Origin of the sequence: Vineibacter terrae (assembly GCF_008039615.1) — a bacterium.
GTDB classification, from domain to species: domain Bacteria; phylum Pseudomonadota; class Alphaproteobacteria; order Reyranellales; family Reyranellaceae; genus Vineibacter; species Vineibacter terrae.
In genome coordinates this window covers 76209-90892 of record NZ_VDUZ01000027.1, presented here as the reverse complement: position 1 = coordinate 90892, position 14684 = coordinate 76209, and the positions used below count along the sequence as shown (strand labels likewise).

Genomic DNA, 14684 nt, shown 5'->3' with positions numbered 1-14684 from the left:
TAAGCACGGTGTCATCCGCTAGCCCCGTGCCGGCGGCACGGGGCACGGAAGGCCGATCAGGGGGGTGCTGGTGAAGATTCTCGTTACCGGCGGTGCCGGGTTCATCGGGTCGGCGGTCGTCCGGCATGTGATCCGCAACACCGACTGGCAAGTCGTGAACCTCGACAAGCTGACCTATGCCGGCAATCTCGAGTCGCTGGCTGGCGCGCTCGATCATCAGCGCCACCGCTTCCACCGAGCCGACATCTGCGACCGCGCCGCCGTCGACGGGATCCTGGCTGCCGAACATCCCGACGCCGTCCTTCACCTCGCCGCCGAGAGCCATGTCGACCGGTCGATCGACGGCGCCGCACCCTTCATCACGACGAACATCGTCGGCACATGGACCCTGCTCGAGGCGGTGCTGGCCTATTGGCGAAGCCTGGACAGCGGTGCCCAGGGCCGATTCCGCTTCCAGCACATCTCGACCGACGAGGTGTTCGGCTCGCTGGGGCCGACCGGCCTGTTCAGCGAGGAGACGGCATACCAGCCCAACTCCCCCTATTCGGCCAGCAAGGCGGCGTCCGACCACCTCGTGCGCGCCTGGCACCATACCTACGGCCTGCCGACGCTGGCGACCAACTGCTCCAACAACTACGGCCCCTACCATTTTCCGGAGAAGCTGATCCCGCTGATGATCATCCGCGCCCTGCGCGGCGAAGCCCTGCCGGTCTACGGCAAGGGCGAGAACGTGCGCGACTGGCTGCATGTCGAGGACCACGCCGAAGCGCTGATAGCAGTGCTCGAGCGCGGCCGGGTGGGCGAGACCTACAATGTCGGTGGCCATAGCGAGCGGCGCAACATCGACGTCGTGCGCACGATCTGCGGGCTGCTGGACGAGATGGCGCCGGATACGGCTGGCCGCGCGCATGAACGGCTGATCCAGCACGTCGCCGACCGCCCCGGACACGACCAGCGCTATGCCATCGACCCGTCGAAGATCGAGCGCGAGATCGGCTGGCGGCCGCGCCACACGTTCGAATCCGGCCTGCGCGAGACCGTCCGGTGGTTTCTCGACAATCGCGGCTGGTGGGAACGCGTGATGAGCGGCGCCTATCGCGGCGAGCGCCTGGGCTTGCGGGCCTGACGCGCCCTAACGCGCCACGTAAGCCCGCACGAGGCCCAGCAGGCGCCTGAAGCGCGCGCGATTGAGCAGCAGCAACGGACTGGCGCAGATCACCATGGCTGCCGGCACCGAGACGGCCCAGTTCACGTCTTGCGCGGACCAGCCGATCCACGCCGCGATCAGCAGCAGGCTGAAGCCGAGCGCCCCCACGAGCCACACCCGGCGAGCTGGAACATAGGAGACTTTCGTCCGGCAGAATACCAAGAGGCACGCCAAGCGCAGGCCGTGGAAAAGGAAGAACGCCGCGCCCAGCGCCTCCAGGCGGCCCAGACCAACCCAGGCGGGGTCCACCACCCCGGTCAGCACGGCAACGCTGGCTGCCGTGAAGCCGACATGCCACATGACCTCCGTCACGGCGCTGGCCAACGGTCTGCCGCGTGCGAGCAGCAGGACGACGAGCACGGCGACGAGCGCGCTGAACAGATTGGCGAGCAGCATCCAGCGCAGCAGCTCGATGGCGGGCAGGAACGCCGCCGAATAGAGCAGCCGCAGAACGAGCGGCATGAAGAGCAGCCCGACCGCAGCCATCGGCACGGTCAGCATGATGATGACCGGGATCGTCTCGTCCAGGAAACGCCGACGCTCCTCGACATCGTGCGCTGCGCTCAGAGCCGGCAGCAGATACGTGCCGAACGACGCCATCAGCAAAGTGAGGTTCTGCTGGGTCAGGGTCCAGGAGGCCTGGAACAATCCGTTGGTGGCCTGATCGGAGGTCTCGATGATCGTGGCGCGCAGGATCAGCGCGCAGCTCGACGTGATCAGCCCGCCGCCGACATTGGCCACGAAGTAGACCAGAAAATGCTTGATGTCGGCGCGTGCCGGGCGCTGCCTGAAAGCGGCGGCGATCTGCGGCATCCAGCCCAGCCGGAACGTCATGATCACGGCGATCGCGAGCTGTATGGCAACCGGTGTCGCGATCATGCCGACATAGGCGAGCAGATGGCCCTGCCCTGCCAGGGTCGCCAGCGGCCACGCCGCGACGAGCGATGCGACGGAAGCCGCGATCTGCGCCAGGGCCATCCATCCGATCGCGCCCGAAACATTGACGAAGCCCAAGGCGATGGCCGCGCCCAGGGATACGCTGAACGACACCACCATGCAGCGCACGGCGACCACGATCTCGGCCGACGGATCGCGAAAGAAGTGCTCCGCGATGGCCGGCGCGGCCACCAGCAATCCCGTCGAAAAGACCACCATGCCGGTCAACGTCAGCCAGACGCAGGCGATGACACGCCGCCGCCGGGCCTCGCCGGTGACGGAGCTCAGGGCCTGGACCTGCGCAGCCGTGCCGCCGAGGCTGCCCAGGCCGGTGACAACGTCCTGAATGGCGCGGAACGAGGCCAGCAACCCGACACCGCTCGGCCCCAGGACGACGGCGATGATCTTGTTGGTCAGCAGCCCCAGCAGCATCGAGATGCCGCTGGCGCCGCCCGTCGTCGCGATCGCTCTCAGCAGGGTCAGCACTGACCTGATCTCACCCCTGTTCCGCCATCCGCCACGTCAAGCGGCGCGACGCAGCGCATCGGCCACCGCATCCACGTGCGCTACCGGCATATGCGGACTGATCGGCAGGCTGAGGATGGTGTCGGCGATCTGCTCGGCAAGCGGCAGATCGCCCTGCTTCAGGCCCAGCGTCGCATAAGCCTGCTGCAGGTGCGGCGGAATCGGATAGTGGATCAGCCAGCCGATCTTGGCCGCATCCAACGCGTCCGTGACGCGACGGCGGTCGCGCGCCCGGACGGTGAAGAGATGCCACACTGGATCGGCCCATTGCGGCACATAGGGCAGCTCGACGATGTCGATGCCGGCCAGACGCTCGCGATAATGAGCCGCCAAGGCGCGGCGGCGGTCGTTCCAGGCATCCAGCACCGGCAGCTTAGCGCGCAGGATCGCGGCCTGGAGCTCGTCGAGGCGCGAGTTCACGCCGGCCTCGACGTTCACGTACTTCACCTTCGATCCGTAGTTGCGCAGCAGGCGCACCCGGTCGGCCAGACGGTCGTCGTCCGTCGTGACGGCGCCCGCATCCCCCAGCGCGCCGATGTTCTTGGTCGGAAAGAAGCTGAAGGCCCCGGCATGCGCCAGCGCCCCCGTGCGACGGCCCTTGTAGCGGGCACCCTGCGCCTGGGCGACGTCCTCGAGCACCTTCAGCCCGCGCTGCGCCGCCAAGGCCATGAGCGGATCCATATCCGCCGGCTGACCGTAAAGATGGACCGGCAGGATTGCCTTGGTGCGTGGCGTGATCGCCGCAGCCACACGGTCGGGATCAAGGTTGGCCGTGCGCACATCGGGCTCGACGGGCACCGGCCGCGCGCCCGCCGCCGACACGGCAAGCCACGTCGCGATGTAGGTGCTCGAGGGCACGATGACTTCGTCGCCGGGGCCGATATCCCAGGCGCGCAGCACCAGCTCGAGCGCCTCCAGGCCATTGCCCACGCCGACACAATGCTTGGTGCCGCAATAGGCCGCAAACTCGCGTTCGAACGCCGCGACCTCCTCGCCCAGCACGTACCAGCCGGACGCGGCCACACGCAGCATGGCGGCGTCGATCCCCTCCTTGAGCTCGGCGTAGGCAGCACGCAGGTCAAGAAACGGGATCATGGCGCACCTCGTGTGCCGACTTCGCGCCGGAATGTCGCGTAGTCGCGGATGTAGTCGGATTCGGCATAGCCGGTCGATGCCAGCACCAGGACGACGGTCCCGTCGGCGAAGCCATGCAGCTCATGCCAGACCCAGGCATCGCAGATCAAGCCGCGGTCAGGCCGGTCGAGCCGAACCGTCTCGCGCCGCTGCCCATCGTCGAGCACCACGTCGGCCCCGCCGCTCAAGGCGACCATGAGCAGCCGCGACTCGCGGTGCGCGTGGTGGCCGCGATCCTGGCCAGCCGGCACACCATGGATCCAGAAGGCCCGCCGGATGGGAAAATCGAGATCGGTGTCCATCTCGACGAAGTTGATGCTGCCGCGCGGGTCGCTGGCACCACGCAGGCCGAGCCATCGGCACCCGGCCGCAGTCAAGGCCGGGGGCGTCATGGCTGCCCACCGGCAGAGTTCGCGTAGATCATTGATCGGCCTCCGCCGCACGTCACCCGGCGCATCGACGCGCGCTTGGCGCGCACGTTATGCACCTCCATTGCAAGATCACAAGGCTTTTGGGCGGTTTGACGACGACGGAACGGCTCACGTCCGGAAGCGGCGCCATTGCATGTAGAGAGCGCCCGCCACGACCACTGCCCCGCCCACGATCTGCTCCATGGTGGATTGGATTCCGAACAGCATGGCGATCAGCACCCCGAACACCGGCACGGCATTCTGCCACAACGCGCCCATCGCGATCCCCAGACGGCTGACCCCGATGTTCCAGGTGTAGTTGCCCAACGCTGTCGCAAAGACGGCGGTGATGACCAAGAGCAGGATGACATCGCTTCCGGGAGCGATATTGGGCGGCCCCACAGCCCCTGCGATGCGGCAGATGCCCCAGTAGAGGAACAGCCAGACAACCGATGCCAGGGACGCGACATAGGCCCGGCGAAGCTGGCTGGTGCCGGCTGGAAACCAGCGCTGCGCCAGGATCGAGTAGAGGGTCCACAGCACGATGCTGAGCATCACCAGCGGCTCGCCGCCTTCCAGGTGCAGCCCGCCGGCACCGGCCCGGCCATAGATGGCGATGGCGCTGCCGGCCACCGTCAACGCCAGCGCCACGCCCAGGCCGCGCTCGGGCGGCGCCCGCGTCACCAGCCACAAAGTGATCACGGCGTAGATCGGCGCGCCGGCCATCACGGCGGCTGCCGTGATGGTGTTGGTGAAGCGCAGCGCCAGATTGTAGTCGATGAAGAAGGCGCTGAGCGACAGGCCGAGCAGAACGAAGCGCAGCCGCGAGATGCCGACGCGCAGAGCCGCCCGTCCCTCGGTCGCCCAGACCACCGCCGCGAGCGCGGTCGTGGCCAGCACCAGACGCCACAGCGTCAGCCAGAAGGGATCGAACGCGCGCAGCAGGATCGCCGTCAGCGGCAGGTTGGCGCCCCAGAACATGGTGGTCACCAGAAATGCCGCCAACCCTGTCCAGAGGTTGCGCCGCTGCGCTGCATCCAGCGCCGTGGTCTGGGCCGTCATCCCGGCCTCGCGCGCCGCATCTGCAGCAGCTGCATGTAGACGATGCCGCCCAGGACCAGCAGGCCGCCGGCGATCTGCAGCCCGGTGGGCGGCAGCCCGATCGCGGCAGCCGTCAACACCGCGAACACGGGCGAGGCGTTCATGTGCAGCGCCGCCACCGGCAGGCCGACCCGGCTGACGCCGACATTCCACAGCAGGATGGCCACGGCGACTCCGAAGACGCAGATCCAGACCAGGTACAGCACATGATGCCATGCCAGCGCCGGCGGCGCGCCGCCGGCCACGCCGGCGCCCCATAACGCGGCATAGGCCACCACCATCCACAGCGCCGCGACCGCCGACGTGATGGTGCTCAACCCGATCTGGCCACGATCGCCCAGCCATTGCTGGGCCCGGATCGAATACCATTGCCAGCAGATCTGGCCGACAACCAGCAGCGGCTCGCCGCCCTGCAGCGCCAGTCCGCGCTCATGCGTGCCCGGCGTGCCGTAGAGCACCAGCAAGCCACCCAGCAGCGCCAATCCCAGCGCCAGGGGAAAGCCCGGGGCCATGCGCGTCCCCAGCATCACGCGCGCCATCACGGCAGAGATCACCGGCCCGAAATTCAATACGACGACGGCCGTCACGGGATGCGAGTAGCGCACGCCGACGGTGTAGAGGATCGAGAAGGCCGTCATCGCGAGCCCCAGGATCGCGAGCTGCGCCGCCTTCAGCTTCGCCGGCGACCGCGCCGGCGGGGCTACCAGCAGCATGCACGCCAGCAGGAACGGCAAGCCCAGCACGTAGCGCAGTGCCGCCAGCAGCCAGATGTCCATGACCTCGGTCAGCACCTTCAGCAGCGGCGTCATCGTCCCCCAGATCAGGGCAGTCGCCAGCAAGCCGGCCGACGCCCACAGGACCGCCGATCGCGACGCGCGCTCAGTCACGGCGATCGGCCCACGGCAGCGCCAGCATCCGATGCCGCACCGTCACGTCCGCTGCGCGATCTCGTCGAGGACGGGCAGGATGAAGCTTCGAAACAGCGGTGGATTCTCGCTCATCGGGAAATGGCCCAGGCCCTTCATGATCGTGATGCGGGCGCCGGGCACCGCCTTGCCGACTTCCAGCGTGTACTCGGGCTTGCACGAATAGTCGTACTCGCCGGTCAGCAGATAGAGCGGGCATGTCGACGTGTCGATACGATGCAGGCGGTCCTGCAGGTCGCCGTCGACGGTATAGAAATGCAGGTCGCCATGGAACACGCCCGGGCCGCCCTGCATATAGTGCCACAACGTCTCCCACCGGTCGGCGTCCGGGCTCATCGGCGCCATCAGGCCGGAGACGGCGCCCACCGCCGCCTCGCTGTGATCGACGCCGGGCCGGTCGAGCCAGGAGATATCATAGTAGGCGCTCGGGCTTGCCGAGGATTGCAGGCCGATGATGGCGCGGAACGACGCGGCGTGGTCGGCCGCCAGCCCGAGCACGACGCGGCCGCCGATGGAGCAGCCCATCACCACCGGCTTGTCCAGCGCCAGCGCCTGTGCCACCGCGACGATGATCTCGATGTAGAAATCACGCGTGAGCCTGTAGGCGTCGTTCTGCCAGCCGGCCGGAGGCGACGATTTTCCATGCCACGGCAGATCGAAGGCGATGACCCGGAACCGCTGGGTGATCGCCGGGTCGTTCATCAGCGCCCGGTACTGCCGCGAGTCGGCGCCGGCCGTGTGCAGGCAGAGAAGCGGGATCCCCTGCCCGGCCTCCTCGACATAGAGCCGGTAGTGCTGGCCCTGGAACGCCAAGCGCAGGTAGCGGCCGGTGATGGGCTCGAAGTCGACGCTCATGACGCCCCCCGGCTGCCGCGCAGCATGCCCATCACGCCTTTGACATAGAGCATGTTGGCCCAGAGCGGCAGCAGATCGCCCTCGAAGCGCAGCTCGTTCTGGCGCAACAGCCCGAACAGATCCTGATAGTAGGGTGGCGGCACCGGCTGCCAGAACTTCGCCCAGCCTTCCGCCGTGCCGCGCAAGGCAAACGACCACGACGCCATGCGGAACGGTCCCTGCTCGACGCCCGCGATGCGCCCGTCGCGCACATGCACCAGCCATGCCTGCGGCCCGACCTCGACCAGGAAGGTGGTGCTGAGATGCCGGCCGCGTCGCACCAGCGCCGCGTTGCCATTCACGAGATCGGGCAGCCGATCGAGCATGTTCCCTCCGCCACGCCGGATTGTGGTCGCCAGCTGCGGCCGGGCCAGTATCAGGATGCCGCCGCGGATCACAAGTCCGCCGGTTGCAGGGCTGGACCGCGTCGCCCCGCCGATGGGCGACAGGCGGTTCGGACCGAAGAACGGGTGGCTGGGAACCCCTGCCGCGGCGCCGTCGTTGCCCTCGAAGGAACGTGCCGGCAATGCGCCTCTCGATTCACGGAGCCACCGCCATGGCCAGATGCGATCAGTGCGGCAACGACTACGACAAATCCTTCCAGGTGATGTGCCAGGGACGCTCCTGGACCTTCGACAGCTTCGAATGCGCGATCCAGGCCATCGCACCGCGTTGCGCGCACTGCGATTGTCCGATCATCGGACATGGGCTGGAGAAAGGCGCCAAGATGTACTGCTGCGCGCACTGCGCATCGCACGACGGCGTGCGGGAGCTGCGCGACCGGGTCTGACCGCAGGTGCACGATGCCGACCATCACCGGCGTGCTGGAAAGCGCGCTCTATGTCGACGACCTCGATCGCGCGCGCGGCTTCTACGAGGCCGTCCTCGGCCTGCGCGCCATGTTCGGCGACGACAAGATGAGCGCCTACGACGTCGGCGGGCGCAGCGTGCTCCTCCTCTTCCAGCGCGGCGCCTCGCTCGAGACCGCGCACCTGCCCGGCGGCACCATCCCGCCCCATGACGGCAACGGTCCGCTGCATCTGGCGCTGGCGATACCGGCATCGGCGCTGGCGGCGTGGGAAGAGCGCCTGTCGCAGGCCGATGTCGCCATCGAAGGGCGGACCGACTGGCCACGCGGCGGACACAGCCTCTTTTTCCGCGACCCCGACGGCCACCTGCTGGAGCTGGCAACGCCGGGGCTCTGGCCGATATACTGACAGCACCGGCACCTGCGGAGCCGGTCATCGAGATGCTACCGGCCCGCCGTCGACGAACGACAGGCAGACAGCCATGGCAGAGCGCCAAGTCAATGCTCTCCAACACCGACGGCCGCGGATCACCATCTTCGGCGGCACGGGCTTCCTCGGACAGCGCATCGTGCGCCATTTGCTGCGCCGCGGATTCCCGGTCCGTGTCGCGGTGCGCCGGGCTCAGCGCGTGCACGAGATTTTCGGCACGGCCGGAGGTGCCCTTGAAGGCATGGACGTCGATGTCCACAATGAGCGCCGCATCGACGCGGCGCTTGCTGGCGCCGGCGGAGTCGTCAATGCCGTCAGCCTCTACCGTGAACGCGGCCAGCACACATTTGCGTCCGTGCACGTCGATGCCGCTGAACGCATTGCGCTAAGGGCGCGCGAGCAAGGGATCAGCCGCCTGGTGCACATATCCGGAATCGGCGCCGATCCGGACTCAGGGTCGGCCTATATCCGAGCCCGCGGCGTTGGCGAGATCGTGGTCAGCGAGACGTTGGCCAGCGCCACCGTGCTGCGCCCGGCCGTGATGTTCGCACCCGACGATGCGTTTCTGACCACGATCGTCGGCCTGCTCAAGATCCTGCCGGTCTACCCCTTGTTCGGGCGCGGCAGGACCCGGCTGCAGCCGGTCCATGTCGAGAACATCGGCGAGGCCGTTGCCGCAATGCTCGAGGATCCAGCCAGCGCCGGCCGCACCTACGACGTCGGCGGACCGGAGGTGTTCACTTATGCCGCGCTTGTGCGCACGATCGCGGCCGAGATCGGCAGGCGACCGCTGCTATTGCCGCTGTCTTACCGGCTCTGGTTCGGGCTGGCACGCGTGTCGATCCTCCTGCCGAACCCGCCTCTGAGCCGCAGCCAGGTCGAGCTCGTGCAGATCGATACGGTTGCCGCATCCGGCATGCCGACCCTGGAAGCCTTCGACATCGCACCGCTCGGCATCCGCGAGACCGTGCGCGAGATCGTCCGGCACGTGCCACGAGCAGGTGGCCTGAAACGTGCATGACGCAAGGCAGGCCTGGCTATGCCATCCTTGTGGAGCAATGTGTGCAGCCCATCTCAGCCGGCGCGCTCGATCAGGGTCTCAAGCAAGCGCTTGAGCTCCATCGTCGCCTTGCCGCCGTAGCTGTTGACGATATGGGCCTCCTGGCTCAGCGCCAGGGAGTTCAGCCGCCGGCTCAGCGCCTTGCCGCGGTCGGAGCTGAAGATCAGCACCTTGCGCCGATCGGCAGGGTCGGAGATGCGATAGACGAGGGAGTCGGAGACCATGCGGTCGATCGTCTTGGTCAACGTCGGGTGGTTGAGCAACGCCGCCTCGGCCAGATCGCCCATCGAACGACCATTGCCGTCCGACAGCACCTTCAGGATGCGCCACTGCTCGACTGGCACCCCTTCGGACCGCAACCGGGCGTCGAGTTGACGGTTGATCTCACGATTGGCCTGGGCGAGCAGATACGCCAGATGATCCGTGATCGGCGAATCGGGAGATGACGGGTCGGACACGGCGGAGCCCTGCACTGCGGACAGCACAAATAGGTGCAACTGCCGTCTATATGTCCTTCAAATATTGAAATTTCAAGATTCTTTCCCTAGGGTCCGGGCGCTTGCGTCCATCAAGATGGCGGCGGCGCGCGCCCAGCCCCTGGGACGGCTTGTGAGGTGAAGCGGAGGTCATATGCCGCACGCTCTTCCAACTACCCGCCGGCGGAGCTGACTGTCCCATGCTGACAGAAGGCAGCGTGCGCGAGGCGTTCCGGCTTCCACGACCCGCCCTCCTGCCCCCGGTCATCGGCTCGTGCGTGCCCGGCCTGCGCCGCCGACGTGATCATCGCAAGCTGCGCGTGGCGCACTTCATCAGCCTGTCCGGCCCGGCGGGCATCTGGGGTCCCTGCTCCATCAACAGCGCCGTGCTGGCGATGGCGGAGATCAACGCCCGCGGCGGCATCCTGGGCCGGGAGATCGAGCTTTCCATCCACGACGCCGGCGGGGCGACCGACGACGTCGCCGCCACAGCCAGCGATATCGTCGATTCGGACTCAGCCGACATCGTGCTCGGCTCGCATATGAGCGTCGTGCGCCTGGTGCTGCGCAAGGTGTTCGCCGGGCGCCTCCCCTACGTCTACACGCCGATCTACGAAGGCGGCGAGCGCATGCCCGGCGTGCTCGCGATCGGCGAGACGCCGCCACGCCAGGCGCGGCCCGCCATCATGTGGCTGGCCGAGCGCAAGCGTGCGGCGCGCTGGTATCTCATCGGCAGCGACTATGTCTGGCCCTGGCAGTCGCATCGTGCCGTCAAGCGCTACATCGCCGAAGCCGGCGGGCAGGTAGTGGGCGAGGATTTCGTCGCCCTGGGCGAGGACGACCACACGCCCTACCTCGAGCGCATCCAGGCGGCACGGCCCGACGTGGTGTTCATCTCCCTCATCGGCCAGGACGGCATCCTGTTCAACCGCGCCTTCGCCGCGCATGGCCTGGCGGCCCGGATGCTGCGGCTGGCCAACTGCATGGACGAAACCGTCGCGCTGGGGATCGGTGCCGACAGCACCGAGAACCTCTTCGCCGCTTCGGGCTACTTCGTGAATGCGCCGACGGCCGGCAACGAGGCGTTCCGTGCCCGATACCACGGCGCCTTCGGCCGCTGCGCGCCGGTGCCGGGCTCCACCGCGCAATCGAACTACGAAGGGCTCTACTTCCTTGAAGCGCTCTCGCGGCGGGCCGGCACGCTGGACCTCCACGGCCTCGTGGCCGCCGCCGAAGGCGCCGTCTATCAAGGCGCCCGCGGCGCCATCGGCATGCGCCGGCGCCGCGCCGAGATGCCGATCTACCTCGCCGAGGCGGACGGCTTCGACTTCCATCTGCGCGCGACCTTCTGACAGCGAACAAATCGCGTCTGAAAATTCATACTTGAATACAGAAAGATTTCTCATTCAAATATATCCGCCACGTTCGATAAGGCCGACAAGGGTCGCGCGCTGGCAATCGGTCGGTTGGTGATCATGGACTTCGCAGTCAAGCTCGCGTTCGACCTCCTCGCCTTCACCTCGGTGATGGTCCTGATCGTGCTCGGCCTTGGTGTCGTCGCCAGCATGATGGGGATCTTCAACTTCGCGCACGGCGAGTTCGTGCTGCTGGGCGCCTACACCGTCTACATCTTCCATGAGGGCGGCCTGCCGATCTGGGCCGGCATCGTCGCGGCCCCGTTCGTGCTGGCCATATTCGGGGCGCTGCTGGAACGGTCGGTGATCAGACGCTTCTATGCCGCGCCCATCATCGCCATGCTCGGGACCTACGCCATCGGGCTGGTGATCCGCGAGACGGTGCGCGGCCTGCTGGGCGGGCACTACAAGTCGATCCCGGAGCCGCTGCCCGGCGTCTTCACGATCGGCGACCTTGATTTCTCGGTATGGCGCACGGTGATCATCGCGATCACGCTGCTCGTCATCCTGGCGAGCTGGCTGCTGCTGGCCCGCACCTCCATCGGGCTGCAGATCCGGGGCGCGCTCGAGAACCCGGCGCTGGCGCGCAGCTGCGGCATCGCCACCCCGCGGCTGTACACCCTCACCTTCGCCTTCGGCTCGGCGCTGGCCGGGCTGGCCGGCGCGCTGATCGTGCCGCTTTATCAGCTGTCGGCCGATATCGGGCTGCGCTTCCTGGTGCAGGCCTTCCTGTCGGTCATGCTGGGTGGTGTCGGCACCTTCGAAGGTCCGGTGCTGGGCGCCGCGGCCGTGGGCGCCACCGCGGCCGGACTGCCGTGGCTGGTGATCCCGGTGCTGGCCGATCCGTTGGTGTTCGTCATCGCATTGGTGATCGTCAAGTTCAGGCCACAGGGCTTCATCACTCAGGGGAGGCTTTGACATGACACAGCGCAAGGAGGAGGCGCCGGCCCGCGGGCTGAGCCGCCGTCGTTTGTTGAGCGGCGCCGGCGCGCTCTCGGCCGCCGGATGGATTGCAGGCACGTCGGGAGGCTGGCTGCTGCGCCCGAAATGGGCCAATGCCGCCGGGTCCATCAAGATGGGCATCGCCACCGACATCACGGGCGCCATCGCGGCCTCTGGCAACGCCAACTGGCAGGTGGCGCAGTTGGCGATCGAGCAGATCAACCAGGCCGGCGGCGTCGCCGGCAAGTCGATCGAGCTCTATCTCGAGGACACGGCGACCGACGAGAAAAAAGCGGTCGGCAATGTCCGCAAGCTGATCCAGGAGCACAAGGTCAACGTCGTGCTGGGCGGCATCACCTCGTCGATGCGACAGGCGATCAAGGACCCCGTCGTCAACCGTGGCCGCACGCTCTACATCTATCCGCAGCTCTACGAAGGCCAGGAGTGCACCAAGCACCTATACTGCACGGGACCGACGCCGGCCCAGCAATGCGACGAGCTGATCCCCTACATCATCAACAAGCTGGGCAAGAAGCGCTTCGCGCTGCCGTCGGCGAACTATGTCTGGCCGCAGCTGCTGAACAAGTATGCCCGCAAGGTGATCCAGGCCAACGGCGGCGAGGTGGTGTTCGAGGAGTACTACCCGCTCGACCAGCCGGAGTACTCGGCCACCATCGGCAAGATCCGCGACGGCAAGGTCGATTGCGTCTTCAACACGGTGATCCCACCCGGCCTGCAGCCGTTCGTGAAGCAGCTCTACGAGTCGGGCTTCCAGCGCAACGGCGGCGTGCTGTCCTGCGTCTACTACGACGAGAACCTGCTGAACTACCATCCGGCGCACGAGATGGAGGGCCTCTACAGCTGCCTCGACTACTTCCAGTCGGTGGACGATCCCTTCAGCAAGAAGCTGCAGGAGGCGTATTCGAAGAAGTTCCCCGACACGAAGTACCTGTTCACCGCAGGCTCCGCCTCCACGGGCATGTATCGCGGCATCAAGTTCTATGAAGCTGCGGTCAAGGAGACCAAGGGCGACCTCGCCCGCGAGGCGGTGTCGGCGGCGATGGACAAGGGCAAGATCGCCGAGGGCCCCGGCGGCGGCGCCGAGATGGTGCCGGGCAAGATGCATTGCAAGATGAACATGTACATTGCCCAGTGCAAGGTCGATGCCGGCAAGACACGCTACGATGTCATCAACAAGTACAATATGGTTGATCCCAAGGAGTGCTGAGGCGCATGGAGAGAGTCTGGTGCGCCATTTCCTTCTCCCGGAGGGGGAAGGTGGCGCGGAGCGCCGGATGGGGGATCTTGGTGCGGAATCGATCTCGGGCTGACAGACCGAATATGATTGAACATCCCCCTTCCGCCCCTCCGGGGGAAGGAATCTTGCCATGACGGCGATCCTGAGCCTGCCCGCGCGTCGCGGTGCCAAGGGGCTGCGGGTGCTGCCGATTGTCGAGATCGCGACGCTCGTCGTCGCGATTGCGGCTCCCTTTGTCCTCTCGGACCGCATCGATCTTGTCACGCTGGCGACAAACGTCCTCATCCTGTCGATGCTGGCGATCAGCTTCGACCTGTGCTGGGGACTGTCGGGCATCATGAGCTTCGGCCAAGCGCTGTTCTTCGGCGTCGGCGGATACGTCATCGCGCTGGTCGGGCGCGACCTCGGCTTCAGTCACATCTGGGGCACCCTGCCGCTGGCTTTGCTGACCGGCTTCCTGCTGTCCGCCCTGCTGGGCGCGTTCCTGCTGCTGGGCCGCAAGACACCAACCGTCATCTTCGTGGCGCTGGGCACGCTCACCGGCTCCTACGCTGCCGAGCGGCTGGTCTCGGGCTGGCAGTATGTCGGCGCCGGCAACGGGCTGTCCTCGATCAAGCTGCTGCAGGCAGGCAGCTACGAGTTCGTGGAAGGCACGGCCTTCTACTTCCTGGCGCTGGCCACCCTGCTGGTGGTCTATGTCGCGGCCCGCATCCTGATGCGCTCGCAGCTGGGTCTGGTGCTGGCCGGCATGCGCCAGAACGAGGAGCGGCTGGCCTTCGTCGGCTACCGCGTGCAGCTGTTCAAGGCCCTGGTCTTCTCGGTGGCTGGTGCGATCGCCGGCGTCGCCGGCGCGCTCTACAGCTACCACCAGGGCTTCATCGGGCCGGGCAACATGGGGCCGGGCCTGTCGACCACGGCCGTGCTCTACTGCCTGTTCGGCGGCAGCGGCACCCTGATCGGGCCGATCCTGGGCACGATCGCGGTCGAGGTCATCACCTACGCCCTGGCCGATATCGACGCGATCAAGAGCATCTGGCCGGTCGTGCTGGGCCTGGTGCTGCTGGGCGTCGTGATGTTCCAGCCCAAAGGCATACTCGGCTTCTTCGTGTCGGATCGCGAGCGCATCGGATCCTACGGCGAGCGGCCGCAGCGCGGGGCGTAG

At 67.1% G+C, this 14684-nt stretch carries 16 protein-coding genes; 8 read left to right on the top strand and 8 right to left on the bottom strand.

Annotated elements, in window-relative coordinates:
• Nucleotides 1-64: 64 nt before the first annotated feature.
• A complete protein-coding gene (gene rfbB, locus FHP25_RS22530) occupies nt 65-1126 on the top strand; it encodes a dTDP-glucose 4,6-dehydratase (protein ID WP_147849212.1) in 1062 nt (353 codons plus the stop codon).
• Nucleotides 1127-1132: 6 nt separating this feature from the next.
• Here rfbB and FHP25_RS22525 read toward each other — a convergent pair whose 3' ends face one another.
• From FHP25_RS22525 to FHP25_RS41470, 7 genes are all read right to left on the bottom strand, one after another.
• A complete protein-coding gene (locus tag FHP25_RS22525) occupies nt 1133-2629 on the bottom strand; it encodes an MATE family efflux transporter (RefSeq protein WP_147849211.1) in 1497 nt (498 codons plus the stop codon).
• Nucleotides 2630-2665: 36 nt separating this feature from the next.
• Complete coding sequence (locus FHP25_RS22520) at nt 2666-3763, bottom strand: DegT/DnrJ/EryC1/StrS family aminotransferase (protein ID WP_147849210.1); 1098 nt, start codon at nt 3761-3763, stop codon at nt 2666-2668.
• Complete coding sequence (locus tag FHP25_RS22515) at nt 3760-4194, bottom strand: sugar 3,4-ketoisomerase (RefSeq protein ID WP_147849209.1); 435 nt, start codon at nt 4192-4194, stop codon at nt 3760-3762. Before FHP25_RS22515 ends, FHP25_RS22520 begins: the two co-directional genes overlap by 4 nt.
• 147 nt (nt 4195-4341) lie before the next feature.
• Nucleotides 4342-5274 (bottom strand): DMT family transporter, encoded by a 933-nt coding sequence (locus FHP25_RS22510; protein WP_147849208.1) that lies wholly within the window; start codon nt 5272-5274, stop codon nt 4342-4344.
• Complete coding sequence (locus FHP25_RS22505; protein WP_147849207.1) at nt 5271-6200, bottom strand: DMT family transporter; 930 nt, start codon at nt 6198-6200, stop codon at nt 5271-5273. The genes FHP25_RS22510 and FHP25_RS22505 overlap by 4 nt, the downstream gene beginning before the upstream one ends.
• Nucleotides 6201-6242: 42 nt before the next feature.
• A complete protein-coding gene (locus FHP25_RS22500; protein ID WP_147849206.1) occupies nt 6243-7094 on the bottom strand; it encodes an alpha/beta fold hydrolase in 852 nt (283 codons plus the stop codon).
• Entirely contained in the window at nt 7091-7660 is a 570-nt protein-coding gene (locus tag FHP25_RS41470) for a hypothetical protein (RefSeq protein WP_218578523.1), read from the bottom strand. The genes FHP25_RS22500 and FHP25_RS41470 overlap by 4 nt, the downstream gene beginning before the upstream one ends.
• A gap of 29 nt (nt 7661-7689) precedes the next feature.
• On the opposite strand from FHP25_RS41470, the gene FHP25_RS22490 reads away from it, so the two are divergent.
• From FHP25_RS22490 to FHP25_RS22480, 3 genes are all read left to right on the top strand, one after another.
• Nucleotides 7690-7923: a hypothetical protein gene (locus tag FHP25_RS22490; RefSeq protein WP_147849205.1), complete on the top strand. Its 234-nt coding sequence runs from the start codon at nt 7690-7692 to the stop codon at nt 7921-7923.
• 13 nt (nt 7924-7936) lie between these two features.
• Nucleotides 7937-8350, top strand: coding sequence for a VOC family protein (locus tag FHP25_RS22485; protein ID WP_147849204.1), 414 nt, complete (start codon nt 7937-7939; stop codon nt 8348-8350).
• A gap of 73 nt (nt 8351-8423) precedes the next feature.
• Entirely contained in the window at nt 8424-9392 is a 969-nt protein-coding gene (locus FHP25_RS22480; RefSeq protein ID WP_178133702.1) for a complex I NDUFA9 subunit family protein, read from the top strand.
• A gap of 53 nt (nt 9393-9445) precedes the next feature.
• On the opposite strand, the gene FHP25_RS22475 is transcribed toward FHP25_RS22480, so the two are convergent.
• Nucleotides 9446-9889: a MarR family winged helix-turn-helix transcriptional regulator gene (locus FHP25_RS22475; protein WP_147849202.1), complete on the bottom strand. Its 444-nt coding sequence runs from the start codon at nt 9887-9889 to the stop codon at nt 9446-9448.
• 218 nt (nt 9890-10107) lie between these two features.
• Here FHP25_RS22475 and FHP25_RS22470 point away from each other — a divergent pair, with 218 nt between their 5' ends.
• From FHP25_RS22470 to FHP25_RS22455, 4 genes are all read left to right on the top strand, one after another.
• Entirely contained in the window at nt 10108-11259 is a 1152-nt protein-coding gene (locus tag FHP25_RS22470; protein ID WP_147849201.1) for a substrate-binding domain-containing protein, read from the top strand.
• A gap of 123 nt (nt 11260-11382) precedes the next feature.
• Entirely contained in the window at nt 11383-12240 is an 858-nt protein-coding gene (locus tag FHP25_RS22465) for a branched-chain amino acid ABC transporter permease (RefSeq protein WP_147849200.1), read from the top strand.
• Nucleotide 12241: 1 nt separating this feature from the next.
• Nucleotides 12242-13492: a substrate-binding protein gene (locus tag FHP25_RS22460; protein ID WP_147849199.1), complete on the top strand. Its 1251-nt coding sequence runs from the start codon at nt 12242-12244 to the stop codon at nt 13490-13492.
• A 160-nt stretch (nt 13493-13652) separates the two neighbouring features.
• Nucleotides 13653-14684 (top strand): branched-chain amino acid ABC transporter permease, encoded by a 1032-nt coding sequence (locus FHP25_RS22455; RefSeq protein WP_147849198.1) that lies wholly within the window; start codon nt 13653-13655, stop codon nt 14682-14684.

What these genes read in the sequence shown, in the direction of transcription:
- FHP25_RS22520 (WP_147849210.1), bottom strand. Translation starts at nt 3,763, where the DNA reads ATGATCCCGTTTCTTGACCTGCGTGCTGCCTACGCCGAGCTCAAGGAG.
- FHP25_RS22510 (WP_147849208.1), bottom strand. Translation starts at nt 5,274, where the DNA reads ATGACGGCCCAGACCACGGCGCTGGATGCAGCGCAGCGGCGCAACCTC.
- FHP25_RS22470 (WP_147849201.1), top strand. Translation starts at nt 10,108, where the DNA reads ATGCTGACAGAAGGCAGCGTGCGCGAGGCGTTCCGGCTTCCACGACCC.
- FHP25_RS22500 (WP_147849206.1), bottom strand. Translation starts at nt 7,094, where the DNA reads ATGAGCGTCGACTTCGAGCCCATCACCGGCCGCTACCTGCGCTTGGCG.
- FHP25_RS22485 (WP_147849204.1), top strand. Translation starts at nt 7,937, where the DNA reads ATGCCGACCATCACCGGCGTGCTGGAAAGCGCGCTCTATGTCGACGAC.
- FHP25_RS22455 (WP_147849198.1), top strand. Translation starts at nt 13,653, where the DNA reads ATGACGGCGATCCTGAGCCTGCCCGCGCGTCGCGGTGCCAAGGGGCTG.
- FHP25_RS22480 (WP_178133702.1), top strand. Translation starts at nt 8,424, where the DNA reads ATGGCAGAGCGCCAAGTCAATGCTCTCCAACACCGACGGCCGCGGATC.
- FHP25_RS22515 (WP_147849209.1), bottom strand. Translation starts at nt 4,194, where the DNA reads ATGACGCCCCCGGCCTTGACTGCGGCCGGGTGCCGATGGCTCGGCCTG.
- FHP25_RS22465 (WP_147849200.1), top strand. Translation starts at nt 11,383, where the DNA reads ATGGACTTCGCAGTCAAGCTCGCGTTCGACCTCCTCGCCTTCACCTCG.
- FHP25_RS22460 (WP_147849199.1), top strand. Translation starts at nt 12,242, where the DNA reads ATGACACAGCGCAAGGAGGAGGCGCCGGCCCGCGGGCTGAGCCGCCGT.
- FHP25_RS22490 (WP_147849205.1), top strand. Translation starts at nt 7,690, where the DNA reads ATGGCCAGATGCGATCAGTGCGGCAACGACTACGACAAATCCTTCCAG.